This window comes from Actinophytocola sp. (assembly GCF_050699935.1).
GTDB lineage: Bacteria > Actinomycetota > Actinomycetes > Mycobacteriales > Pseudonocardiaceae > Actinophytocola.
Map to the genome: position 1 here is coordinate 1 of NZ_JBOHGB010000113.1, position 23252 is coordinate 23252.

Consider the following 23252-nt stretch of genomic DNA (forward strand, 5'->3'; position numbering starts at 1 on the left):
TTCCGCGAGCCCCGCTGACCACCTTCACCGCGATTCATTCGGTGGTCTGGCAGGACGACCGAGCGCCGTGGTTCAAGATCTACCTCAACCCCCAAGCACGCGGGCGTGGCCACGCCGCACCCCTGGTCAGCGAGGCGATGCGTCGACTCGGGTTCGCCGAGCAGTGGGAGCTGGTGCGCCAGCGCCTCGCCGAGCCGGCATTGTGGGAGATGGCCAGCGAGCTCGTGTACATCGCCCTGGACCTGCAAGCCACCGACGACGCGCGGGTGAAGATCTACCTGCGCCATGCCGGGGCCACCCCGGAGCAGCTCGATCACCTCGCGGGCGCCGCCGAGGAGCACGTCGCGGGCGAGGTCACCGACGTCTGTCGGAAGGTATCCGCCAAGCTCGCGCCGAAGCCGCCGATCACCACCTTCACCCTGCTCGGCAGTGCCGCACGTCCCCAGCGGTGCACGGTGAACCTGCCGATCTCCCCGAACCTGGACGACGATGCCGAAGGATGCCGTGCGATCACCGAGGCGTTCCGGCTCACGGGACTGGATCCCGCCCCGTGCGAACGCGCCCTCGCCGCGCTCACGCCGCGTCCCGAGACGAGCCACATGCTCAACTACGTGGGCATCACCGGACATCGCCGGCTGACCGTCTTCCTCTCGCTGGAAGCCCATCCAGTACCGATGACCTGGCCGTGACCGCAGGCCCGAACACCACCCCCGGCAACCGAAGTGCGCTGTCACGGCTGGCCGGAACGAACAACGAACGGCGGTGAACCACCATGACGCGAGCCAACGCGACCGACCCGCGTGCGCTGCGCTTGATCGAACTGTCCCAGACCGGCTGGCTCGCGCACGCCCTCGGCTGTTTCGCCGAGCTCGGCGTCGCCGACGCGTTCCCCGGGGACCATCCGGCCGCCCCGGCCACACTCGCCGAACGAATCGGTTGTGATCCCGTGGCACTGCGCCGGCTCCTGCAGGCACTCACCTGCACCGGCGTGGTCGAGGAACCCGAACCCGAGCGTTTCACGCTCACCGAGCTGGGCCGGATGCTCAGCCCCGGCCATCCCTCCTCGCTGCACGACCTGGCGACGGCGATGTCCGCGCCGTGGATCACGAGCTCGTTCGCCCAACTGCCCCACACGGTGCGGACCGGACAGCCCGGTATTCAGGCGGCTCTCGGCAACCCCCACTACTGGGACTACCTGGAGCGCAATCCCGCGGACCGGGACCAGTTCCATCGCGGGATGTCGTCGGTGGCGACCGCGTTGCAGATCCCGGCCGCCCTCCGGCACGACTACCGCGGCGCGACACACGTCGTCGACGTCGCGGGCGGGCTCGGACACAACCTCATCGCGGTGCTCCAGGCCTATCCGCGGCTGCGCGGCACCGTGCTGGACACGCCCGAGACCACCGACGCCGCCAAGCACAACCTCGCCGAACACGGCTTGACCGACCGTGCCGACGCCGTGGGCGGTGACATGTTCGACACCGTCCCACCAGGACACGACACCTACCTGATGTCCTTCGTCCTCATGGACTGGCCCGACGACGAGGCCCGCCAGTTGCTGCGCACCGTCGCTCGCGCGATGTCGCCCGACAGCACGCTCCTGGTCGTCGACGCCGCCATCGACCGAGACCCGGACGCGCCCGCGAACGGTTTCCAACTGGGACGCAGCGTCGGCCTCTTCGAGATGGTCATGGGACAGGCCCGCACCCGCAGCCACCAGGAACTCACCACGTTGTTCGAACAAGCGGGCCTCCGTCAGCGGCGGGCCATCGAGCCATACGGCGCGGTCACCCTGTTCGAAGTCGGCCTGGCACATCCCTGAACCAGCCGGTCACACACCCAACGAAGGAACCGCCATGCCTGACCACAACACCACCCACGACGTGGTGATCATCGGTGGCGGCCTGTCCGGACTCGTCGCCGCGCGCGAACTGCGCGAGCACGGCCGGACGGTCCTCCTACTCGAAGCGCGCGAACGCCTGGGCGGACGCACCTGCTATCGCCGGTTCGACGCCGCGGGCACCTCCGTCGACCTCGGCGGCATGTGGCTGGGCAGCGAACGCAACACCTACGTACACGCCGAGGTCCGCCGCTACGGCCTAGCCCTCGCCGCGGCACCCGAACCCCAGGCCTTCTCGTTCGCCGAGACGAACGTCGCCGAGGAAGCGCTGGGCCAAGCCGTCGACCTGATCACCGACGAGGCCGAACGCGGCACGGAGACACTGCTCCACACCCGACCGTTGGACCTGGACATCTCCGTCGACACCTACCTGAGCAAACTGGACATCGCTCCACCGGCGCGAGAACGACTGGCCTGGCAGGTCGCCCTGCACTACGGAGCGCCCGCACGCCAGCTGTCCGCACTGCACCTGCTCGGTGAGATCGCCACCCATTTCAACCCGTTCAAGGACATCGCGGCCACCGTGCACCGCCTCGCCGACGGCACGTCCGCGTTGACCGACGCGCTCGCCGCCGGCGCGGAGTGCGACATCCGCCGCGACACCCGCGTCGTCCGCGTCGAGAACCACCACGACCACACCCGCGTGATCACCCACGCCGGAGACACCCACCACGCCGCGGCGGCGATCGTGGCGCTGCCGGTCAACTGCTGGCACACGATCACCTTCGATCCACCCCTGCACCCGGCCAAGACCGCGGCGGCCGCCCACGGCCACCCCGGCAACCTCGCCAAACTGTGGATCCTCGCCAACGACCTGCCCCACCCCTGCTTCGTCGGCGAAGGCCGCGAAGACGGCTTCGCCTGGGTCAGAACCGAGCAGCTCCTCGACAACGACGGCAGCCTCCTCGTCGCCGGCACCGACCCCCGCGTCATGCCCGGCCCCTATCCCACCGACACCGTCCAGCAGGCACTGCGTGACTACGCCCCGCACGCCCACGTCACCGGCGTCCTCACCCACGACTGGAAGGCCGACCCCTACTCCCGCGGCACCTGGATGGCCACGCCACCCGGCTGGCACACCGCCTACGGCGACCACCTCCGCACCCCCGAAGGGCGCCTCCACTTCGCCGGAGCCGACATCTCCGGCAGCTACAACAGCGCATGGATGGACGGCGCCATCGAGATGGGCGTCCGCGCCGCCCGCCAAACCCACGAACGACTCAGCTAGGCGCGGACCGGAGCTCGGCCAGGTGCTTCAGCACCCGTTCGAAGATCGTGGCCAGGACCTCCTGCTCGTCCTCGGACAGGAGGTCGACGAGGTGCGCCCGCACGCCGGACACGTGCGTCGGCGCGGTTTCGCGTAGGCGGTCCATGCCCTTGTCGGTCAGCTGCGCGAACACGCCGCGGGCGTCGTCGCCGCAGTCGACGCGTCGGACCAGACCCGCGTTCTCCAGCCGGGTGATCTGGTGGGACAGCCGGCTCTTCGACGACGCGACCTCGTTCGCCAGCGCCGCCATCCGCATCCGGCGACCGTCCGGTTCGGACAGCCGGACGAGCACTTCGTAGTCGGCCAGAGTCATTCCGTGACGGTCCTGCAGCTCGCGGTTGAGCGCCTTGCGCAGCAACTCGCTGCCGATCACGTAGGCGCGCCAGGCGCGCATCTCGCCCGGATCGAGCCAGCACGGTTCGTCCTCCGCCGATGTCACGACAACAAGGGTAGATCGGGTCTGGAAATCCCCGCTCCCGCCGTGCAGACTCTGCCCGCGCCCGCGAGGGAGTACGGGCGCTCGGATGGAGGATCATGAGGGCATCATCAACCAGGTTCGCGCGGCGGACCGCCGTGCTCGCCGTCGCGGCGGTCGCCGCCGCCGGGCTCGCCGTCACCGACGCCAGTGCGTCCGCACCCCGGACCACGGACGTCAGACTCATCGCGCTGAACGACTTCCACGGCAACCTCACGCCACCCAGCGGCTCGTCCGGTCGCGTGACGCTGCCGGACGGAACCACGGTCGACGCGGGCGGCGCGGCATACCTCGCCACGCACGTCAGGCAGCTCAAGTCACAGGTACGCAACTCGATGCTGCTCTCCGCCGGCGACAACATCGGGGCCTCGCCACTGAACTCGGCACTGTTCCACGACGAGCCGACCATCGAGCTGCTCAACAGCCTTGGGGCCAAGGCGTCGGTCGTCGGCAACCACGAGTTCGACGAGGGCTACCGCGAGCTGCTGCGCATGCAGTTCGGCGGCTGCCATCCCGAGGACGGCTGCCAGTTCCGCGACTCGTACAAGGGCGCCAAGTTCCCGTTCCTGGGCGCGAACGTCTTCTTCGACAACGGCGCGCCGGCCGCGCTGCCCTTCACGATCCAGGTCTCCGGCGGTGTGCCGATCGGCATCATCGGCGTCACGCTCGAGGACCTGCCGCTCGTGGTCACGCCGGAGGCCGTCGAGGGCCTGAAGTTCGGCGACGAGGTCGAGGCGATCAACCGCTCCTCGCGGCTGCTCGACAAGCTGGGCATCAGGACCCAGGTCGTACTCATGCACGAGGGTGACAACACCGAGGGCGGCGGCCCGGACGACTGCAACACCGTCCCCGGCCCGGCGACCACCATCGCCCAGAACGCCGCCCCGGCCGTCGACGTGATCTTCACCGGGCACAGCCACCAGCAGTACAACTGCACGATCGACGACCCGGCCGGCAACCCGCGCACGCTCATCCAGGGCTCGTCGTTCGGCCGCCTGCTGTCCGTTGTGGACCTCAAGATCGACAAGCGGGCCCGGGACGTCGTGCGCGACCAGACGACGGCGCACAACGAGATCGTCACCCGCACGGTCACCCCGGACCCGGACGCGCAGGCGCTGGTCGACGAGGCCACCACGAAGTCGGCGCCGATCGCCAACGCGCCGGTCGGCACGATCACGACCGACCTCGTCCGGGCCGCGCCGGAGTCCGGCGAGTCGCCACTCGGCGACGTGATCGCGGACGCGCAGCTCGCCGCGACGCAGGCCAACGACCCGGTCATCGCGGTCACGAACCCCGGCGGCATCCGCACGGACCTGGCGTTCGCCGGCTCGCCGGCCGGTGAGGGCGACGGCGTGGTGACCTACGGCGAGGCGTTCGCGGTCCAGCCGTTCGGCAACATCATGCAGACGATCACGCTGACCGGTGCCCAGCTCAAGGCCGTCCTCGAGCAGCAGTGGCAGCCGCAGCCCGACGGCTCGGTGGAGGTCCGCATCCTGCAGGTCTCCTCGACGCTGCACTACACGTGGTCGCGCTCGGCGCCGATCGGTTCGAAGGTCTCGGACATCACGGTCGAGGGGACACCCGTGGACCCGAACGGCTCCTACCGGGTTTCCGTGAACAACTTCCTCGCCGCCGGCGGCGACGGATTCTCGGAGTTCCAGAACGGCACGGATCTCGTCGGCGGGCCGGTGGACCTGGACGCGTTCACCGAGTACCTGACCGCCAACCCGGACCTGGCCCCGCCGCCAGCCGATCGCATCACGGTGGCGCCGTAGCGTCGCGAACAAAGCGCCGCCGTCGCCCGACCGGCCGACGGCGGCGCTTTCTTTGGGCCCCAACAGGATGGACCGTCCCACACCGACCGCGCACCGTCCCCATCAGACGGTAACCGCGCCTTTCACCAGGTCAGGTCGGCGTGTGGGGTTGTAACGGAGCGGTCACGGGTGCATCCTCTTAGTACGGCCGGCCGTCCAGAAAGGTCGTGCCCGCCGAGAAGGGGCAGGTGGTGCCGTGGCAGAGCGACAGGATGTAGTGGGCCGCCGTTCGCTGTGACCCCGCGGCTGAGCCGAGAGAGCTCGTCCCGGTCGCGATTGCGGAGCAGCACCAGGGCTCGAGTGCACCCGTGCGAGCAACGCACCTTTGTGCACCTCGACGATGTTGATTCCCCCGTCGGGTAACCCTCCAGGCGTGCCCGGTCGGAATCCTCGCCAACCTGGAGGACGGCCGCCCACTACTCGACCTCGATCACCTGGGCGTGGCAGCCACGACGGCGCCGCGCCCAGGTGTTTCATGTCCGGCCCGCCACGGCGTTCTCCTTGCCGGCAAAGCAAAGGGCGCCCCACCCGACGGTCCGGATGGGGCGCCCTCGGTCAACCGTTACAGCTCCCGGTCGCCCGGCACCTCCGCCGCCGACATCGTGCGCTGCTCCGCGGCCCGGGTCTTCGCCCGGGCGCTGCGCGGCGGCACACCGTTGATGTCCTCGGTGCTGATGGCGTAGGACGCGAGCACGAACGCCTCCGCGTCGCCGTTGAGGTCCAGCGCCGCGCGGTCGATGTTGCCCAGCGTGTCGCAGGCCTGGTGGTAGCACTTGTCGAACGCCTCACCGGCGGTGCCGCCCCACTTGGCCACCTGCTCCTCGGTCTTCACCTGCTCGGCGCCGGTGAACAGGCCACCGGCCGGAATGCCGTTGAGGATGAACTCACCGTAGTCGGACCGGCCGTCGAAGTCCTTGCCCTCCGTCGGCACGCCCGCCGCGTCGAAGAAGTTCGCGAACGCCGCTTCGATCTGGGCCGAGCCGTACGGGCCGGGGCCCGCGCCGACGCCGTCGGAGTCGTCGCCGTCGAAGACGAAGTAGCCGGCGTTCGGCGAGCCGACCATGTCGAAGTTCAGGTACAGCGCGATGTCCAGCTGCTCGGAGAACGACAGGTTCTGCACGTAGTACTCGGACCCGACGAGGCCGAGCTCCTCCGCGCTCCACCACGCGAACCGCACCGCGTTGTTGACCTTCGGCGAGCTGCCGAGCTGCAGCGCGGTCTCCAGCAACGCGGCGCTGCCGGTGCCGTTGTCGTTGATGCCCGGGCCCTCGCTGACGCTGTCGAGGTGCGCGCCCGCCATCACGACGTTGTCGTGGCGGCCGGTCTGGGTCTCGGCGATCACGTTGTACGTGGTGCGATCCTCGATCAGGCCCCGCAGGTCGAAGGTGACCGTGGCACCCTCCTGCTCGGTGAGCGCGGCGCCGTCGGCCTGGGTGATGCCGCCGGTCGGGGCGCCGCCCTCGACCGGCCCGCCGAGCCCGCCGGCCAGCTCGCCGGGCACGTTGTTGTAGACGAGCAGGCCCGCGGCGCCGACCTGGCCGGCCATCGCGGACTTCTGGCCGAACGTGCACTCGCCGCGGCTGACCAGCACGATCGCGCCTTCCGCGGGCAGGCCGTCGTAGTCGGTGGCCTCGCAGCCCGGGGTGTCGTCGACCGGGACCACGACGAGCGGGCCGGTGGCGCCGCCCTCGGGCGTCGACGGGCTGTAGCTCATCCGGGTCACCGGCACGTCGGCGCCGCCGACGGTCAGCGACTCGGCCACCGTCTCGTCGTAGATGAACGGGAACTCCTGCCGGGTCACCACGTAGCCGGCGTCCTCGAGCTCGGTGGCGATGTACTCGGCGGACTGTGCGTGCCCCTCGGTACCGGCGGCACGCGTGCCCTCGTTGCGGTCGGCGAGCCGCTGGAACGCGATCAGGTGCCGGTTCATCCCGTCGATGCCGACCTTCTTCACCAGCTGACGGGCGAGCTTCGGGCCGTCGGGCAGGGTCTGTGCGGCGGCGGACGCGGGTACGGCGGTAAAGCTGAGACCTGCCGCGGCCGCGAGCAGCGCGACCCCGGCTCGAACTGTCGTCTTTGCGGACGGCATATAGCTTCCTCTCCTCAGGCCAACGCCGGCGCTCGATCGGCCCCGACTCGATCGCCGCGTCCGGCGTGGACACCCTTGTCGGAACGCCGCTCCTGGTCAAGACCCCCGATCGGACCGTTATTCACCCCCGTTTACCGTCTTTTCATGCGTGCGATCAGCGTCAGCGAGCCCGGCGGACCCGAGGTCCTGACCTGGACCGAGCACCCCGACCCGCGGCCCGGCCCCGACGAGGTCGTACTGGACGTGGCGGCGGCCGCGGTGAACAGGGCCGACCTGCTGCAGCGCAAGGGCCGCTACCCGCCGCCGGCCGGGGTGAGCGAGGTCCCTGGCCTGGAGTGCTCGGGCACGGTCGCCGAGGTCGGCGACCGCGTCACGGACCTGACCGTCGGCGCTGCGGTGTGCGCGCTGCTCGCCGGTGGCGGATACGCCCAGCGGGTCGTGGTGCCGGCCGGCCAGGTGCTGCCGGTGCCGAGCGGGGTGGACCTGGTCACGGCGGCGTCGCTGCCGGAGGTCGCCTGCACGGTGTGGTCGAACGTGGTGCTGACCGCGGGACTCGTGGCGGGCGAGACGCTACTGGTGCACGGCGGCGCGGGCGGGATCGGCACGCACGCGATCCAGGTCGGCAAGGCGCTGGGCGCGCGGGTGGCCGTGACGGCCGGGTCCGCCGAGCGGCTGTCGCGCTGCGCCGAGCTGGGCGCGGACGTGCTGATCAACTACCGCGAGCAGGACTTCGTCGAGGAGGTCCGCGCGGCGACCGACGGCCGGGGCGCGGACGTGGTGCTGGACAACATGGGCGCGAAGTACCTGCCGCGCAACGTGTCCGTGCTGGCTCGCAACGGGCGGCTGGTCGTGATCGGCATGCAGGGCGGCGTGACCGGCGAGCTGAACCTCGCCGAGCTGCTCGGCAAGTGCGGCCTGGTGACCGCCACGACGCTGCGACACCGTCCGGTCGAGGAGAAGGCCGCGATCGTCGCGGAGGTCGCCACGCAGCTGTGGCCGCTCGTGGAGGCGGGCACCGTGCGGCCGATCGTGCACGAGATCCTGCCCATCGAGCGCGCGGCCGACGCTCACCGCATGCTCGAGCGGAGCGGCGAGGTGTTCGGCAAGCTGATCCTGAGGACGCCTTGACGTTTCCCCGCTCAGCCCCCGCCGAGATCGGCGGATAACCACCGCGCGGGGCGCATGTGGATGGCGACCCGCGGACCGAGCTCGGCCTCGGCGTACTCAAGGTGGGACTGGAGCCGATCGCCGCTCGGGTACCGGGCACTGTGCGCCGCAGCAGCTCGTCGGTGCCGGGGACGGTCCGGGTGACCGGGCCCTCGACGCTGACGTACCGGATCGTCGGCGTCAGCGGCCCGCGGTCGGGCCCGGCGAAGACCGACGGGGCGGCGATGTGTGGTTGTGCCAGGAACCGCTCGCGTTCGGATGAGGTCAACGGCATGCCGCGAACGTATGCGGCACCCCTGACAGGAATGATGAGAGCATCCCGGCCGCTGTGGCTCTGCCCCTGACTGTCTGCCTGCTGGTCTGACCGTGAATTGGTTCGTCCTGCGGTCGGGGCTCCGGCTCCTCAAACGAGCCATCGCCCGCGAGACCTACCGCTACCTCACCCAGCCCGTGACCGTGCCCACCATCACCGACCTGCGACCCCTCCGACAGTCGGAGAACCTCACCCTCACCGCCGCCGCCAACCACCTCCGCGTCTGGCCCGCCGTCATCAGCAACCTCGAACGAGGCACCCGCCGCGACGACCAACTCGCACAGGCCTACCGCGAATGGCTCCACGCCGCTTGACAGTCCATAGGAGCATCGATTTCGCGTCAGGCCCGCGAGGTGAGCCCGACGACCGCCTCGACGAGCGCGTCGACCTCCGCCGACGTCGTGTAATGGGCCAGCCCGATCCGGACCGCGCCGCCCACCTCGGCCACGCCCAGCGCGGCGAACACCCCGCTCGGCACGTCATCGGCGAACGCGCAGATGCCCCGCTCGGCGAGGCGCACGACGGCCGACGACGCCTTGACGTCCGCGACCGTGAACGCCAGCGCCGGGATGCGGCGCATCGCGTCGCCGATGACCGTGACGTGCAGCAGCCCGCGCAGCTCGGAGATCAGCTTGCCCAGCATGCCCGCCTGGTACGACTTCGCCGAGCCGATCGAGGTCTGCAGCCGCTCGCGCCGGCTGCCCGCCGCCGCGTCGTCCAGGCCCGCCAGGTAGTCGATCGACGCGACCAGGCCCGCCAGCAGCGGGTACGCGTGCTGGCCGAGCTCCAGCCGGCCCGGACCGCTCACGTTCGGGCCGAGTGCGCTGGCCGGCAGCCGGTCGGGCAGCGACGGGTCGGCGAACGCGAGCGCGCCGGCAGCCGGGCCACCCCACGCGGTCGCCGACACCGCGACGACGTCCGCGCCCACCGCGTGAATGTCCATGGGGACAAAGGGTGCCGCCGAGGAGGCGTCCACCACGACCAGCGCCTTCGACTCCCGCGCCAGCGACGTGATCTTCGCGAGGTCCGGGCGCGTGCCGACCACGCCCGACGCGGCGGTCACGGCCACGACCTTCGTGCGGTGGGAGACCAGGCTCTCGTACTGCCAGGCCGGCAGCTCGCAGGTCTCGATGTCGATCTCCGCCCAGCGCACGGTCGCGCCCGCCCGCTGCGCGACTCCCAGCCACGGTGCGATGTTCTGCTGGTGGTCCAGGCGCGACACGGCCACCTCGTCGCCGATGACCCAGCCGCTGCCCATGGCCTCCGCCAGCCGCTGGAGCAGCACCGCCGGGTTAGGACCGAGCACGACGCCGGCCGGGTCGCAGCCGACGAGGTCGGCCACGGCGCGCCGGGCGGCGTCCACGATCGCCGCCGCCCGCTGGGAGGCCGGGAACACGCCGCCGGGACCGGACACCGGGGCGCGGAGGGCTGTCGACACGGCGGCAGCGACCTGCTCGGGAACCTGCATACCGGCCGGGGCGTCCAGGTGTATCCAGCCATCACCCAACGCGGGAAACTGTCCCCGAATCGCAGCGACGTCGAACGCCATGCGCCACACCGTACGGAGGTATGCCGGCACCCCGGCTGCGGGGGCGGCCGACGAGGTTGCCGACACCGGGGACGGTTACCCTCGGGGACGTGACGACGAGGCCGAACCCATGGGCGAACCCCGTTCCGACCGGCCCCGTGCACTTCTCGATGTGGCCCAGGATGGAGCAGATGAACCAGGCAGGCGGACCCGAGCAGAACACCGAGAGCGGCCGGACCGAGCAGCCACAGCACGTGATGGTGATGGGCCCGGACGGCTCGCCGCTGGGGACCGCCAGGATCCCCGAAGGCGAGGACGCGCCGGCCGAGTCCGTCGGCGACATGGTCGAGCAGCCGGCGAAGGTCATGCGCATCGGCACGATGATCAAGCAGCTGCTCGAGGAGGTGCGCGCGGCGCCGCTCGACGAAGCGAGCCGCAGCCGGCTGCGGGAGATCCACAAACGGTCGATCGCCGAGCTGGAGGACGGTCTCGCGCCCGAGCTGCGCGAGGAGCTGGAGCGGTTGTCGTTGCCGTTCACCGAGGAGAACACGCCGTCCGACGCGGAGCTGCGGATCGCACAGGCCCAGCTCGTCGGCTGGCTCGAAGGGCTCTTCCACGGCATCCAGACCGCGTTGTTCGCCCAGCAGATGGCCGCGCGCGTCCAGCTCGAGCAGATGCGCCGCGGGCTGCCGCCGGGCTCCGGCAGCGAGGGCCTCGAGGGGCCCGGCATCCGCGGCACCGGCCAGTACCTCTGACTCAGCGGGACACTACAGCAGCGCCGGCGCGCCCGACTCCAGCGCGAGGAGGAAGCGCTTGCGCGGCAGGCCGCCGCCGTACCCGGTGAGGCTGCCGGACGTGCCGACCACGCGGTGACACGGGACCACGATGCTGATCGGGTTGTGGCCGTTGGCGTGGCCGACCGCGCGCGACGCCGTGGGACGACCGATGGTCGCGGCGAGCTCGCCGTAGGTCGTCGTCTCGCCGTACGGGACCTCGCGCAGCGCGGCCCACACCTCGTGCTGGAACGGCGTGCCCTTCGGGGCGAGTTCGAGGTCGAACGTGGTTCGGGTGCCGGCGAAGTAGTCGGTCAGCTGCGCGACGGCGTCGGGGAACGCGTCGTCGTCGCGGTCGCCGAACGAGGCCGGGGCGTAGCGGTGCGCTGCCATGTACAGCCCGGTCAGCGTGCCGTTCGCGCCGACGAGCGTGAGCGGGCCGATGGGGCTGTCCATTACGGCGTGAACCATGGTGTCCACGGTGCTCCCCTCCCCGGCGCCCGGCTGGCGGATATCGGCCGTGACCGTCGGCGGCACTCGGTTTCTGTCGGTGGGGCGTGCTGAAGTGACGCCCATGATTGACGAGTTTCGCGCACTGCACACCAGCGAGGTCCTGGTCCTCCCCAACGCCTGGGACGTCGCGAGCGCCCGGATCATCGAGCAGGCGGGGGCCCGCGCCGTCGCCACCACGAGTGCCGGGGTCGCCTGGAGCCTCGGCACACCCGACGGTGACAGGCTGCCCCGCGACCGGGCCGTCGACCTGGTGGCACGCATCGCGTCGGGCGCCGGGGTACCGGTCACCGCCGACATCGAGTCCGGGTTCGGCGCCACGCCGGACGAGGTCGCCGACACCGTCCGCGCGGTGGCCGACGCGGGCGCGGCCGGCATCAACATCGAGGACGGCGCGTTCCCGGGCTTACGTCCCGTGGCCGAGCAGGTCGAGCGCATCGCCGCCGCGCGGCGGGCCGCGCCGCTGTTCGTCAACGCGCGCATCGACGGCTACCTGTTCGGTGTCGGCGACCCGGACACGCGGCTGGCCGACACCGTGGCCCGGGCCGAGGCGTTCGTGGCCGCCGGCGCGGATGGGGTGTACGTGCCCGGCGTCGTCGACCCGGAGATCATCTCCATGCTCGTCCGCCGGATACCCGCGCCGCTCAATGTGTTGGCCGGGCCCGGCGCGCCCTCGGTGGCCGACCTGGCGGGGCTCGGCGTGGCACGGGTGAGCGCCGGCTCCCGGATCGTCCTGGCCGCGTACGCGTTGGCCGGGCGATGTGCTCGGGAGATGCTGACGAAGGGGACGTACGACGCACAGACGAGCGACCTGGGCTACGGAGACCTGAACGCATTGCTGTCCTGACCTGCGAAGATCGACAGAAAGAAACCGGCTGGTCGGTATTGACATACCGGTCGGTCGGTTCTTAAATGGGTTCTGGCGCGCCCCACATCTGTTCGAAGATTCCGTCGAATCTCTGTTGGGGACGATGATGACGACAATGATCCAGAACCGGCCCGCCCCGCGGTGGTTGCGCGAGCTCGCGCACGGTCGCGACGCCTACGAGGAACTGCTCGGCTGGCCGGTCTCCGTCCAGGTGGGCGACCGGGTGCTGATCGTGCTGATCGGCTCGTCGATCGCCGCGATCACCATGCCGGCCACCCTCGGCGCCGCGGTGCGCGAGGAGTTGTCCGTCGCGATGCAGAACGGTCCGGTGCTCACCGATCCAGACTGTCTCAAGTGGACCTTCCTGACCAGGCCGCCCGACTGCTTACGGCCCGGCGTGGCGGCCTGCCTGGCCCGCGAGCACGTAGACCTCGCGCCGCGCGGCTCCCAGGTGGTCGTGCCGACGACCCCGACGCGGCGCCCCACGCCGGTGGGCACGGCCTGGCGCTGGATCGACCCACCGGCCCCGGCCCGGCCCCGGCCACCGGCGTACCCGGTCATCGCGATCACCCGCCACCTGACCGAGCACGCCCACCTGGCGGCCTGACCGGCCGCACGATCCCCCCGAGACGGACCGTCGCCACGGCAAACCCTGGAACCACCGCCCGGCCCGGCACATCTACTCTCAGCGCAGCCCATCGTGAACGGGGGAGACATGTCCGAAATCGAGTACCGGTTCGGCACCGGCGAGAGTGACCCGAACGTCCACAGCTCCCAGGCCGACGTCGATGTCGACGGCGATGGCGTGGCCGACGGCGTCGCCCTCGACTTCGACGGCGACGGTCGGGTCGACGACGTCATGTGGGACTCCGACGGGGACGGTGTCGCCGACACCGCGGCGCTCGACCTGAACGACGACGGCAAGGCCGAGTCCGAGTACTCCGACCCCACCGGAATGGGCACCTGGAACGAGGAGGGCCGAGGCACCGACGCGGGCGCCTCGGCCCAGCCCGAGCCCGAGCCGCGGCCTGAACCCCGCCCGGCCCCGGCCCCTGAGCCCGAGCCGGCTCCCGAGCCCGAACCGGGCCCGGAGGACACGGGCGGCAGCGAGTACGAGCCCTACGGCGAGGGCGAGGACGGCGACGACAGCGGCGACGACAGCGGGGACGACGGCGCCGACCCGACCTCCGAGCAGGACGCCCCGCCGATCCCGGACATCAACGGGTCCGGCGAGGACGGCGACACCCAGCCGACGGGCGACGAGACGGACGACGCCGAGACCGACACGGACACCGGCGGCGAGTACGACCCCCGCCCCGACGAGGACGACCTGGCCGACGACGACACCGACAGCTCGGGCCTGTTCGACAACCTCGCGGACGCCCCGGACGTAGACCGCGACGCGCTCGGCGAGTGGTACGAGGAGCTCAGCTAGCGCGCGGCGCCGCCGCGCCGCCGGTGCCGCAGCGGCAGCAGGAACCACAGCACCAGGAACAGCAGCGCGGCGCACACCGAGATCACGATCGCCCCCCAGTTCCCGAGCACCGCGTCGGTCAGCAGCAGCACGGTGGCCGTCATCGCCACGGCGAGACTGGCCATGCCCCAGATCGCGAGCCGGTTCGCGACCTCGATGATCTTCGGCCGCTCGCCCCGCCGGAACAGCATCCGGTGCCAGGCGGCGGGTGCGCTGAGCATGGCCACGGCCGTCGTCGCGAAGATCACCGCGATCAGGTGGACGACGTGCTGGAAGGTGGTGCCACGGGCGTAGGGCTCGGTGAACGCCACCGCGAGCAGGAAGCCGAAGAGGAACTGCACACCGGCCTGTGCGACGCGCAGCTCCTGCAACAGCTCGTTGACGTTGCGCGTCAGCCGCTGGTGCTCGGTCTCCTCCCGGGCGGCCGCGCTGTCTTCGGTCTCGGCGGTCATTCCCAAGGATAGCCACGGCTCCTCGCGCCGAAACCGCCGTCGCGACCGTCAGACGGGCGCGAGGCGCAGCAACGCGTGGCCGTCGACCGTGGCCAGCGTGGTGATGGACAGCTGGTTGTTGATCACGCCCTGCGCGTAGGCGCCCGGGTCGGCGTACAGGTCGACGGTGATCGAGCCGCCGCCGGTCGTCGTGCCCTCGATGTGCACGCCCTCCGGCCCGATGGTCGGGATCGACAGGCGCGTCACGCCGGTGGCCGGGTCCAGGGTGAGCCGCACGGGTGCCCGCACGTCGACCTCGCAGGTCCCGTCGAAGCACGCCTCGAGCTTCGACCCGTCCTTGGCCTTGGGCACGGTCGGGTCGGCGGGCGGCGGGTCGGTGGTCGTCGTGACCGGACCGGTCGTCATGGGCGGTGCGAGCGTCGAGCCGATCGGCGCTCCGGACACCGGCTGCCCGGAGCAGCCGGCGAGCGTGACGAGTCCGAGCACGGTGATCACCAAACGCCGCACTGCCGCCTCCTATCATGTGTGCGAGCTGTCTTGATGTGAACGACGCCGATCCTCTTGGGGGTTCTCGGGTGGACGGGTTCGACCTGCCCGGCTACCGGCTGCTCCGCAAGCTCTCCGAGACCAACATGAGCGTGGTCTACCAGGCCGAGGAACTCGAGCTCGGGGACCGCCTGGTCGCGATCAAGGTGCTCAAGCCCGACCTCGCGCACGATTCCGACTACACCGCCCGCTTCCAGCGCGAGCTCAGCGCGTCGGCGCGGCTGAGCCACCCGAACATCGTCCCGGTGCACGCCGGCCCGCGTGGCTCGGCGCCGCCGCACCTCGTCATGCCGTTCATCGACGGGACGACGCTTGCCGCCGTACTCGCGCGCGAGGGGCGGCTGGACCTGCCGTGGACCGTCCACATCGTCCGCCAGATCGCCGCCGCGCTCGACTACGCGCACGGCCGGGGCTGGGTGCACCGCGACGTCAAGCCGGGCAACATCATGCTGCACCCGGCCGGGCACACCTATCTGATCGACTTCGGCATCGCCGCCGAGCTGGAGGTGGAGCGCCGCACCGAGGTCGGCCGTACCGTCGGCACCCCGGGCTACCTCGCCCCCGAGCTGCGCTCCGACGCCGTCCCCGTGGCGCCGGCGGACACGGCCACCGCGGACACCGAGCGGGCGCCGGTCACCCCGCAGGCCGACGTCTACTCCCTCGGCGTCGTGGCCTACCGCTGCCTCACCGCCCGGCTGCCGCACGACGACCAGGACACCGGGGCGGCCCGGTGGCTGAGCCGCACGGGTGAGCCGCCAGCGCCGGTCAGCGTGCTGCGGCCCGACCTGCCGCCGGCGATCGACCAGGTGGTGGCGAAGGCCCTCGCAGCTCCGGGCGAGCGCTACGCCACCTGCACCCGGTTCGCCGACGCGCTCGCGGCCGTCGCCTCGCCACCGGAGGCCGGCCCGGCGCCGGTGCCCGGCCCGCCACCGGCCCCGCCCGCCCGGCGACCGGGCCGGCTCGGTGCGTACCGCAACCCGCTCGTCGCCGGCGTGGCGGCGCTCGCGCTCATCGCCGCCTTCATCGTGATCGTGCGGCTCGGCACGGACGGCTCCGGCGGGCCGGACCTCAGCCGCGTCCCGCCCGCGCTGATCGGTGACTGCGTGCAGTCCAGTCCCGGCTTTCCCGGCGCCGCAACGGGTCTGCTCTGCCGCGACGGCCGCCAGGAGATCCGCTTCGGACTGTTCGCCGACCAGTCCGAGGTGGACAAGGCGTACGCGACCGTGCTGCGCGAGGCCGGCGTGCCGCGCGGCACCGGCGACTGCGGGCGCGCGACCAGGGCCGAGCACCGCTTCCCCGGCACCGGCGACCGCACCGGCCGGGTCGTGTGCTGGTCGGAGTCCGGCACGACCACGCTCGTGTGGACCGACGAGCGCCGGCGCACGCTTGCCCGCGCGGAGACGTCCACTGGCGACCTCGCCGCGTCGTGGGCGCGCTGGGTCGGCGCCCCGGCATACCCGACGGAAGCGGAGTCCGAGCTGGCCGGCCTGGTGGCGAAGCCGGGCTGCCAACGCGCCGCGGCCGGCACGCTCGAGTCCTTCGACGACCTCACCGCCGCGATCGAGTGCGAGGCGAACTCCGCCCTCGCCACGTCGGTCACCTACTACCGGTTCGGCGGCCAGGACGGTCTGCGCCGGACGTTCCAGGCCCGCGTCGACGACACCAACCCGCCGGGCGGCGTGCTCTGCGTGGACGACCCGCCGGGCTTCGTCGGCAACCGCCGCTACGACCTGCGCAGCGTCGACGTCGGCGAGATGCTCTGCTACCCCGGCGAGCGCGGCAACCCGACTCTCGAGTGGACGGTCGAGCCGCTGCTCCTGCTCGCGAAGGCCACGGGCCGGGACGCCGCAGACCTCACCGAGTGGTGGCGCCGCGGCATTCCCGTCCCGCTGGGCAAGGTCGTGTCCGCGGTCAACAAGAGGGCCGAGCCGGCGTTCCCGGACGCGCGGGAGCGGGACCTGCTGTCGCACATCCCGCAGGCGTCGCGGGTCAACTGCATGCGACCGGCGGCCGGCCAGGTGCGCGACATCGTCGTGGACGCCTCCCGCGTCGTCGCGGCGGTGACCTGCGGGCCGACCGCAGGGGCGGCGGCCGTCTTCTACTACCGGTTCTCCGACCTCGATTCGATGAACGCCGCGCACGCGGCGAACCTGGACACCAGCGGGCCGAACTGCGCCGGCAACCCGAAGCCCTTCGTCGGCGACGCGCCCTACAGCCGGCGCGGCGACACCGGCCGGCTCGGCTGTGGACAGTCGGGCAAGCAGCCGTTCCTGGCGTGGACCTCGGACAAGCTGCGCATCGCGACGTTCGCGTTCCAGGGCTACGACGCCGACTCGCTGCTCGAGTGGTGGCGCGACGCCGGCCCGGTCTAGAGGTCCTGCTCGCCGAGCAGGGCCAGGTCGAGCGGCAGCAACGTGGCGGTCGCGAGCAGCTCCTGGATCAGGTTGTCCTTGAGCTTGTTGCCGACCGGCTCGCCGACCTCCTCCAGGGTCAGTCCGCGGACTCCCTTGTCCGCCAAGCGCTTTCGCACCGCATCGGCCACATTGGACGCTCGGTGCCAGTGCCATCCGTCCTGGCCCCCCATTGTCGACGCCGCCGCGTTGAGGTCGTCGGCCACCTGCTGCCAGGCCACCGGCTGCGGCAGGGACTCCTGACGCAGGTAGCGCTGCGCGAGCGCGGTGAGCACGAGCCGCTCGACGTCGCTCAGCTCGTGCACCTGCGGCGCGGTGGTGACCTCGTCGGCCGCCGACGACGGCACGTCCTTGGCGAGCCCGATGACGCGGACCTCGAGCAGGTGCTGGCGATCCGCCGAGCCGTCGATGAACAGGGGGCTGTACCCCCTTGCCAGCGCCATGTGCCGGCCGGGCAGCAGCAGGTTCGCGGTGTTCGGCACCCGGATCGGCATCCGGCCGTCGTTGTGCAGCCACCACTGCCGGTCCGCGCGGACGATCCGCCCGTGCTGGCGGCTGACCTGCCCGTCGTCGGACCCGATGCACACCTCGACCTCGTCCGCGTGCCGGCCGAACCGCACCTGCAGGCGCTCGAGCGGCGGCGCGGCGAACCCGCCGGCGGATCCGTAGACGAAGATGCTGCCGGGCGGGCCCGCGGGTGACCGGCCGGCCAGGCCACCGGTCAGCGCGGGCAGCTTCCGCGGTGGGAACGCGGCGAGATCGATCCCCACATCGGCCTCTTTCACTCCGGGCTGGCTTGTTGGTCGACCTGGTCCAACAGGCGCAGGTCCGGTGGCACCAGGGTGGTCGAGAGCACGAGCGCGCGGACGAGGTTGTCGTTGAGCTTGTTGCCGACCGGCTCGCCGACCTCCTCCCTCGTCAGCCCCGCGACGCCCCCGCGCGACAGGCGTTCGCGGACGGCGGCGAGCAGGTGCTCGACCTTGCGGTGGGTCCAGCCGGCCTCGGGTTGCAGCTCGATCAGCTGCTCGGCGACCTGTTGGCGGGTCAGCGGCTGCGGGTCGGACTCGTGCAGCAGGTAGCGCTGGCCGAGCAGGACGAGCGCGAGCCGCTCGTCGGGCAGCAGGCGCCACGTCTTCGGCGGGTCGGTCACCGCGTCGTGTCTGGTCGCCGGGCGCCGGCCGTCGTCGCCGGCGACGAAGAGCTCGAGCAGGTGCTCGCGGCCGCGGGTGCCGGGCACGAACAGCGGCGTGTAGCCCTCGGTGAGCGGCAGCGAGTCCTCCTTGGCGAACAGCCACTGCGAGCCGGGCAGGCGGATCGGCAGCCGGCCCGTGTTGCGGACCCACCACTGGCCCCGCAGGTGGGTCAGGACGCCGTGCTGGCGGCTCACCCGACGGTCGTCCTCGCCGATGCAGACGTGCACCTCGGGTTTGTTGCGGCCGAAGACCACGGTGCGCCCCTCGCGCGGACCCATCGTGATGCCGCCGGCGATGGACAGGGCGTAGATCGCGCCGGGCGCGGGGTGCACCACCCCGTACGCCAGGCTGTCATGGGTCCCGGGCAGTCGCCGGCCCTCCGCCTCGAGCGTGTCCACGTGTCCTCCTCGCCCCGCGTCGAACCGTGCTCAGTATGCGGCCGGCGGTTCGGGACCCCTCCCAAAGACCGGGGAGTCGTCGAAAATTGTCATACCGTCGTGGCACTGTCGGTCGCATGCCACCCGAGCTGGTTCTCGAACCGTGGACCGACGCCGACCTCGACCTCGAACTGCGAGCCAACACGCCGGAGATGACCGTGCACCTGGGCGGTCCGGCCTCGCTCGACGCGATCCACGCCCGGCACGCGCGTTTCCTCGACCTGCCGGTCACCGGCACGGGCCAGATGTTCCGCATCGCGTTACCCGGCGCTCCCGGGGCCGGCAGCGTGGGCTACTGGGAGCGCGAGTGGCAGGGCGTCACGGTCTACGAGATGGGCTGGCAGGTCCTGCCGGAACACCAGGGGCGCGGCTTGGCGAGTGCGGCGACCCGGCTGGCGGCCGTCCACGCGGCCACACACGGGCGGCGCCGCTTCGCGCACGCGTACCCGAAGGCGATCCACGCCGCGTCGAACGCGGTGTGCCGCAAGGTCGGCTTCGAGCTGCTCGGCGAGGTCGACTTCGAGTACCCGAAGGGCACGTTCATCCGTTCCAACGACTGGCGTCTCGACCTTCGGATCCTGGCCGACCTGGAGGTGATCGGAGCCGTTGGCGACAATGGCTGAGTGCGGCCCGCCCTGAACCCGTTGCGGATCGGCCAGTACGTGGTCGACCCGCCGGTGGTGCTCGCGCCGATGGCGGGGATCACGAACGTGGCGTTCCGCAGGCTGTGCCGCGAGTACGGCGCCGGACTGTACGTCTGCGAGATGATCACCGCCCGCGCCGTGGTGGAGCGGGACCCGAAGACCCGCCACATGATGACCTTCGCCGAGGGCGAGTCGCCGCGGTCGATGCAGCTCTACGGCGTCGACCCGGCCACCATGCGCGAGGCCGTAAAGATCATCATCGGCGAGGGGCTCGCGGACCACGTCGACACCAACTGGGGTTGCCCGGTGGCGAAGGTGACCCGCCGGGGCGGTGGGGCCGCACTGCCGTACAAGCGGAAGCTGTTCGCGAACATCATCGCCGCGTGCGTGGAGGCCGCGTCGCCGCACGGCGTGCCGGTGACGGCGAAGTTCCGCGTGGGCATCGACGAGGAGCACCACACCTACCTCGACGCGGGCCGGATCGCCGAGGCGGAGGGCGCCGCGGCGGTGGCGCTGCACTCGCGGACCGCCGCCCAGCGCTACTCCGGTCGGGCGGACTGGGCCCACGTGGCGCGCCTCAAGGAGGCGGTGACGTCGATCCCGGTGCTGGGCAACGGCGACATCTTCACCGCGGCCGACGCGCTGGCCATGATGGCGGAGACCGGCTGCGACGGCGTGGTGGTGGGCCGCGGCTGCCTCGGCCGCCCGTGGCTGTTCGGCGAGCTGCAGGCCGCGTTCGCCGGCGAGCCGGTGCCGCCCGGGCCGCGGCTGGGTGAGGTGGCACGGGTGCTGCGCCGCCACGCGGAGCTGCTCGTGGAGCACGACGGTGAGGAGAAGGGCATCCGGGACCTACGCAAGCACATGGCGTGGTACTTCCTGGGCTTTCCGGTGGGCTCCGAGCTGCGCCGCGGGCTGGCCATGGTCGCCGATCTGTCCGAACTGGACACTCTGCTCGCGCGGCTGGACCCGGACGTCCCGTTCCCGGTCGCCGCGGAAGGTCCACGGGGCCGCCAGGGGTCGTCGGGCAAGGTGACGCTGCCGTACGGCTGGCTGGACGACCCGGACGACCCGAGCGTCCCGTTCGGCGCGGACCTCATGCACTCCGGCGGCTGACCGTCCACATGTGACTCCCGGGCGCCTGGCTCGGCCCGCGGCCGCTTCCGGCCCGATCCGGCCCGGATTCCACCGGTCGCGACTAACCTGCAAACCAGGACACCGACTCCCGGGGGACGAACATGCGACGCACCCGCCGGCGCCTCGCGGTCGCCGCGCTCGGCCTGCTGCTGGCGGGCTGCAGCACGCAGGTCGCCGGCCGCCCCTCGCCCGCGACGTCGGGCACCCCCGAGGGGGACCGCGGCCTGGTCGAGCAGTACTTCACCGACCTGAACGCCTCGGCCGACGACGGCGCCTCGACCCAGCGGGACTTCCTGCGCCGCACCCAGCACCCCGACTACACGGACCGGCTGTGCGACCTCGGCGACCTGATCCTGCGCATCGAGCCCGCGATGTCGACCTTCCGCGCCGACCCCGACTGGGTGCCACCCGAGTCGGGGTCGGGCGAGCGCCCGCGCGGCACGGTCTACGTGCTGGGGGTGTCGATCAGCATCCGGCAGCAGGGCGCGCTGCTCGGCGAGCAGATCGGCTCGCAGCGCGTGGTCGTGCTGGAGGGTCGGGCCTACGGCTTCTCGCCGTGCCCCACGGGGTGACCGAACCCGGGCGCCAGCGGACGGTCGTCGCGCTCCGCTAGGAGACACCCGATCACGGATCACCGAGTTGGAGCAGTGTCAGTTACACCAGTAGGTGGAAATCGGAATCCTCCCGGGACAAGCCTCAAGACGACTCACCGCAGGGACGAAGAGTCCTAAGTAGGGAGGTGAGCGCGGTGGCGGTACTGGACCAGGGAGTGGCCCAGCCGGAACCAGCCCGGCGAAGCTCAGCCCGATCCGACGCTGCCTGGCGGGAGCGGCCGATCAACGAGCCCACCGTACCGATGCAGCACCCCGGCCCGCATCTCGAGACCAGGGCGGACCTGGCCGATCCCGAGGATGACGCCACGAGCCTCGTCGAGCTGTACGAGTCCGTCGCCGACCTCCTGGCCTCCCGCGGCGAGTGGCGCCAGGCCTACGAGCACCTGCGCTACGCCCTCGAGCTGGCCACCTCGGACAGGGCGCTGCCACCGCACGTGCCCCAGCGGTTCCGCCTCGAGGTCGCCCGGCTGCGCCGCGAACACGCCGAGGCGCGCGAGCAGAGCATCCGAGACGCGCTGACCGCCAGCTACAACCGCCGCTACCTCGACCAGCGCCTGCTCGAGGTGGTCGAGCAGGCGGGTGGGTCCGCCTCGGCCGAGCTGGCCGTCGCCCTGGTCGACCTGGACTGGTTCAAGAGCGTCAACGACACGTTCGGCCACCTCGTCGGCGACCGCGTGCTACAGCAAGTGGTCGAGCTGCTGCAGGTCGGGCTCCCCGAGGGCGCGTTCTGCGCTCGCTACGGCGGCGAGGAGTTCGTGCTGATGCTGCCCGGCGTCGACGGAGCGGCCGCGATCACGGTGGCAGAGGCGGCCCGGGCCCGGATCGAGCGGTACCCGTGGTCGACGATTGTGCTGGGCCTGCGCGTGACGGTCAGCATCGGCGTCGCACACCAGCGGGCCACCGACGGGCTGACGCGCGCCAATCCCGAGCAGCAGCTCCGCACCGCGGACGGGCTGCTGTACGCGGCCAAGCAGTCGGGCCGCAACGCCGTCGCCTACCGTGTGGGCGGCGAGGTCCGACTGTCCGGCGCACCGGCGCGTCGGCCACGCTGACGAAAACACTCAGCGGCGTTTCGATAACGTTTGATCTAGTGCTTTCAATAGCCCGGTTGGCCTAACATAAGGCTGCCAAACGCGCACGGATAGTGGCTGAATCCGGATCAGCAGTCGTCACGGGTGCCATCCATCCGTACTATCTGGGCCCAGAACGACACTGTCAGTCGGCAACACTCCGGCCGTCTACAACGTCTTGATTAAGAAAGCGGCACGAACTGTGCTGTTGGGCAGGTTGGCGCGAGGGGAAGGAGACCGGGTGCCCGACGATGAACGGCTCGGCGGCACCCACTCCTCCGCCGGCGACTCGAACGGGTACGGCCGCCGTCACCGGCGAGCCGAGGAGCCGTCCGAGCAACCGCGCCGTCGCCGCCGTTCGATGGAGGACGGTCCCGGCGGGCTGAGCGTCGCCGACCTCGTTCAGCGCCACAGCGCCTCGCGGCAGAACCTGACCCCGGTCAACCCGGACTCCCACAGTCACCGCGCGTCGCAGTCGAGCAAGCCGACGCCGCACCGCCGCCCGGCGGAGGGGCAGTCCGGCCGCCCGAGCGGGCGCCGCCCCGGCGAGGCGGCGGGCGGCCCCCAGTGGCC

Annotated in this window: 24 protein-coding genes; 16 read left to right on the plus strand and 8 right to left on the minus strand. The window is 71.6% G+C overall.

The genetic code is table 11. From position 1 onward, the window contains the following. The 3 genes from ACRDTB_RS27795 to ACRDTB_RS27805 form a co-directional block, all read left to right on the plus strand. Positions 1-689: hypothetical protein (locus ACRDTB_RS27795; protein WP_431435017.1), on the plus strand; the 689-nt coding region annotated here is incomplete at its 5' end. Between the two features lie 83 nt (positions 690-772). Further along, on the plus strand, positions 773-1822 hold the full coding sequence (locus ACRDTB_RS27800) for a methyltransferase (protein ID WP_431435019.1): 1050 nt from the start codon (positions 773-775) through the stop codon (positions 1820-1822). 34 nt (positions 1823-1856) lie between these two features. Further along, on the plus strand, positions 1857-3128 hold the full coding sequence (locus ACRDTB_RS27805; RefSeq protein ID WP_431435020.1) for a flavin monoamine oxidase family protein: 1272 nt from the start codon (positions 1857-1859) through the stop codon (positions 3126-3128). Here ACRDTB_RS27805 and ACRDTB_RS27810 read toward each other — a convergent pair. Beyond that, the gene (locus ACRDTB_RS27810) at positions 3121-3606 is read right to left on the minus strand and encodes a MarR family winged helix-turn-helix transcriptional regulator (RefSeq protein ID WP_431435022.1); all 486 of its coding nucleotides are present in this window, start codon (positions 3604-3606) and stop codon (positions 3121-3123) included. The two genes, ACRDTB_RS27805 and ACRDTB_RS27810, sit on opposite strands and share 8 nt — an antisense overlap. 95 nt (positions 3607-3701) lie before the next feature. Between ACRDTB_RS27810 and ACRDTB_RS27815 the strand changes: the two genes are divergently transcribed. Further along, positions 3702-5417 carry a bifunctional metallophosphatase/5'-nucleotidase gene (locus ACRDTB_RS27815; RefSeq protein ID WP_431435024.1) on the plus strand — a complete coding sequence of 572 codons (1716 nt, stop codon included), beginning with the start codon at positions 3702-3704 and terminating at the stop codon, positions 5415-5417. A gap of 601 nt (positions 5418-6018) precedes the next feature. Here the strand turns inward: ACRDTB_RS27815 and ACRDTB_RS27820 are convergent. Next, a complete protein-coding gene (locus tag ACRDTB_RS27820; RefSeq protein WP_431435027.1) occupies positions 6019-7545 on the minus strand; it encodes a M28 family metallopeptidase in 1527 nt (508 codons plus the stop codon). Between the two features lie 144 nt (positions 7546-7689). Between ACRDTB_RS27820 and ACRDTB_RS27825 the strand changes: the two genes are divergently transcribed. Together ACRDTB_RS27825 and ACRDTB_RS27830 are read left to right on the plus strand one after the other, a co-directional pair. Next, positions 7690-8673 carry an NAD(P)H-quinone oxidoreductase gene (locus tag ACRDTB_RS27825; RefSeq protein WP_431435028.1) on the plus strand — a complete coding sequence of 328 codons (984 nt, stop codon included), beginning with the start codon at positions 7690-7692 and terminating at the stop codon, positions 8671-8673. Positions 8674-9078: 405 nt separating this feature from the next. Beyond that, positions 9079-9339 carry a hypothetical protein gene (locus ACRDTB_RS27830; RefSeq protein ID WP_431435030.1) on the plus strand — a complete coding sequence of 87 codons (261 nt, stop codon included), beginning with the start codon at positions 9079-9081 and terminating at the stop codon, positions 9337-9339. Positions 9340-9365: 26 nt separating this feature from the next. Here the strand turns inward: ACRDTB_RS27830 and ACRDTB_RS27835 are convergent, their stop codons facing one another. Continuing rightward, on the minus strand, positions 9366-10574 hold the full coding sequence (locus ACRDTB_RS27835) for a cysteine desulfurase-like protein (RefSeq protein ID WP_431435031.1): 1209 nt from the start codon (positions 10572-10574) through the stop codon (positions 9366-9368). Positions 10575-10744: 170 nt separating this feature from the next. Between ACRDTB_RS27835 and ACRDTB_RS27840 the strand changes: the two genes are divergently transcribed. Then, on the plus strand, positions 10745-11308 hold the full coding sequence (locus ACRDTB_RS27840) for a bacterial proteasome activator family protein (RefSeq protein WP_431435056.1): 564 nt from the start codon (positions 10745-10747) through the stop codon (positions 11306-11308). A 12-nt stretch (positions 11309-11320) separates the two neighbouring features. On the opposite strand, the gene ACRDTB_RS27845 is transcribed toward ACRDTB_RS27840, so the two are convergent. Then, positions 11321-11797 carry a methylated-DNA--[protein]-cysteine S-methyltransferase gene (locus tag ACRDTB_RS27845; protein ID WP_431435033.1) on the minus strand — a complete coding sequence of 159 codons (477 nt, stop codon included), beginning with the start codon at positions 11795-11797 and terminating at the stop codon, positions 11321-11323. Between the two features lie 103 nt (positions 11798-11900). Between ACRDTB_RS27845 and ACRDTB_RS27850 the strand changes: the two genes are divergently transcribed. The 3 genes from ACRDTB_RS27850 (at position 11901) to ACRDTB_RS27860 (ending at position 14139) form a co-directional block, all read left to right on the plus strand. Next, positions 11901-12683, plus strand: a complete 783-nt coding sequence (locus tag ACRDTB_RS27850) for an isocitrate lyase/PEP mutase family protein (RefSeq protein ID WP_431435034.1) — start codon at positions 11901-11903, stop codon at positions 12681-12683. A 136-nt stretch (positions 12684-12819) separates the two neighbouring features. Beyond that, complete coding sequence (locus ACRDTB_RS27855; protein WP_431435036.1) at positions 12820-13311, plus strand: hypothetical protein; 492 nt, start codon at positions 12820-12822, stop codon at positions 13309-13311. Positions 13312-13419: 108 nt separating this feature from the next. Beyond that, on the plus strand, positions 13420-14139 hold the full coding sequence (locus ACRDTB_RS27860; protein ID WP_431435037.1) for a hypothetical protein: 720 nt from the start codon (positions 13420-13422) through the stop codon (positions 14137-14139). Here ACRDTB_RS27860 and ACRDTB_RS27865 read toward each other — a convergent pair. Together ACRDTB_RS27865 and ACRDTB_RS27870 are read right to left on the minus strand one after the other, a co-directional pair. After that, positions 14136-14630 carry a DUF6328 family protein gene (locus ACRDTB_RS27865; protein ID WP_431435039.1) on the minus strand — a complete coding sequence of 165 codons (495 nt, stop codon included), beginning with the start codon at positions 14628-14630 and terminating at the stop codon, positions 14136-14138. The genes ACRDTB_RS27860 and ACRDTB_RS27865 overlap by 4 nt on opposite strands. A gap of 48 nt (positions 14631-14678) precedes the next feature. Further along, positions 14679-15137, minus strand: coding sequence for a hypothetical protein (locus ACRDTB_RS27870; protein ID WP_431435041.1), 459 nt, complete (start codon positions 15135-15137; stop codon positions 14679-14681). A 68-nt stretch (positions 15138-15205) separates the two neighbouring features. Here ACRDTB_RS27870 and ACRDTB_RS27875 point away from each other — a divergent pair, with 68 nt between their 5' ends. Next, positions 15206-17548 (plus strand): protein kinase domain-containing protein, encoded by a 2343-nt coding sequence (locus tag ACRDTB_RS27875; protein WP_431435043.1) that lies wholly within the window; start codon positions 15206-15208, stop codon positions 17546-17548. On the opposite strand, the gene ACRDTB_RS27880 is transcribed toward ACRDTB_RS27875, so the two are convergent. Together ACRDTB_RS27880 and ACRDTB_RS27885 are read right to left on the minus strand one after the other, a co-directional pair. Further along, positions 17545-18357 (minus strand): FHA domain-containing protein, encoded by an 813-nt coding sequence (locus tag ACRDTB_RS27880; protein WP_431435044.1) that lies wholly within the window; start codon positions 18355-18357, stop codon positions 17545-17547. The two genes, ACRDTB_RS27875 and ACRDTB_RS27880, sit on opposite strands and share 4 nt — an antisense overlap. A gap of 11 nt (positions 18358-18368) precedes the next feature. Next, complete coding sequence (locus ACRDTB_RS27885; protein WP_431435046.1) at positions 18369-19178, minus strand: FHA domain-containing protein; 810 nt, start codon at positions 19176-19178, stop codon at positions 18369-18371. A gap of 116 nt (positions 19179-19294) precedes the next feature. Here ACRDTB_RS27885 and ACRDTB_RS27890 point away from each other — a divergent pair, with 116 nt between their 5' ends. The 5 genes from ACRDTB_RS27890 to ACRDTB_RS27910 all read left to right on the plus strand — a co-directional run. After that, a complete protein-coding gene (locus ACRDTB_RS27890; RefSeq protein ID WP_431435047.1) occupies positions 19295-19840 on the plus strand; it encodes a GNAT family N-acetyltransferase in 546 nt (181 codons plus the stop codon). After that, positions 19841-20974: a tRNA dihydrouridine synthase DusB gene (gene dusB, locus ACRDTB_RS27895; RefSeq protein WP_431435049.1), complete on the plus strand. Its 1134-nt coding sequence runs from the start codon at positions 19841-19843 to the stop codon at positions 20972-20974. Positions 20975-21096: 122 nt separating this feature from the next. Beyond that, on the plus strand, positions 21097-21567 hold the full coding sequence (locus ACRDTB_RS27900; protein WP_431435051.1) for a hypothetical protein: 471 nt from the start codon (positions 21097-21099) through the stop codon (positions 21565-21567). A gap of 284 nt (positions 21568-21851) precedes the next feature. After that, the gene (locus ACRDTB_RS27905) at positions 21852-22661 is read left to right on the plus strand and encodes a GGDEF domain-containing protein (protein WP_431435053.1); all 810 of its coding nucleotides are present in this window, start codon (positions 21852-21854) and stop codon (positions 22659-22661) included. 259 nt (positions 22662-22920) lie between these two features. Beyond that, a partial coding sequence (locus tag ACRDTB_RS27910; RefSeq protein WP_431435054.1) for a hypothetical protein occupies positions 22921-23252 on the plus strand: 332 nt, incomplete at its 3' end.

Excerpts from the sequence above, each read along its gene's own strand:
- ACRDTB_RS27850 (WP_431435034.1), top strand. The coding sequence starts at position 11,901 with ATGATTGACGAGTTTCGCGCACTGCACACCAGCGAGGTCCTGGTCCTC.
- ACRDTB_RS27865 (WP_431435039.1), bottom strand. The coding sequence starts at position 14,630 with ATGACCGCCGAGACCGAAGACAGCGCGGCCGCCCGGGAGGAGACCGAG.
- ACRDTB_RS27905 (WP_431435053.1), top strand. The coding sequence starts at position 21,852 with ATGCAGCACCCCGGCCCGCATCTCGAGACCAGGGCGGACCTGGCCGAT.
- ACRDTB_RS27800 (WP_431435019.1), top strand. The coding sequence starts at position 773 with ATGACGCGAGCCAACGCGACCGACCCGCGTGCGCTGCGCTTGATCGAA.
- ACRDTB_RS27900 (WP_431435051.1), top strand. The coding sequence starts at position 21,097 with ATGCGACGCACCCGCCGGCGCCTCGCGGTCGCCGCGCTCGGCCTGCTG.
- ACRDTB_RS27820 (WP_431435027.1), bottom strand. The coding sequence starts at position 7,545 with ATGCCGTCCGCAAAGACGACAGTTCGAGCCGGGGTCGCGCTGCTCGCG.
- ACRDTB_RS27845 (WP_431435033.1), bottom strand. The coding sequence starts at position 11,797 with ATGGTTCACGCCGTAATGGACAGCCCCATCGGCCCGCTCACGCTCGTC.
- ACRDTB_RS27855 (WP_431435036.1), top strand. The coding sequence starts at position 12,820 with ATGATCCAGAACCGGCCCGCCCCGCGGTGGTTGCGCGAGCTCGCGCAC.
- ACRDTB_RS27835 (WP_431435031.1), bottom strand. The coding sequence starts at position 10,574 with ATGGCGTTCGACGTCGCTGCGATTCGGGGACAGTTTCCCGCGTTGGGT.
- ACRDTB_RS27860 (WP_431435037.1), top strand. The coding sequence starts at position 13,420 with ATGTCCGAAATCGAGTACCGGTTCGGCACCGGCGAGAGTGACCCGAAC.
- ACRDTB_RS27890 (WP_431435047.1), top strand. The coding sequence starts at position 19,295 with ATGCCACCCGAGCTGGTTCTCGAACCGTGGACCGACGCCGACCTCGAC.
- ACRDTB_RS27815 (WP_431435024.1), top strand. The coding sequence starts at position 3,702 with ATGAGGGCATCATCAACCAGGTTCGCGCGGCGGACCGCCGTGCTCGCC.
- ACRDTB_RS27805 (WP_431435020.1), top strand. The coding sequence starts at position 1,857 with ATGCCTGACCACAACACCACCCACGACGTGGTGATCATCGGTGGCGGC.
- ACRDTB_RS27825 (WP_431435028.1), top strand. The coding sequence starts at position 7,690 with ATGCGTGCGATCAGCGTCAGCGAGCCCGGCGGACCCGAGGTCCTGACC.
- ACRDTB_RS27840 (WP_431435056.1), top strand. The coding sequence starts at position 10,745 with ATGAACCAGGCAGGCGGACCCGAGCAGAACACCGAGAGCGGCCGGACC.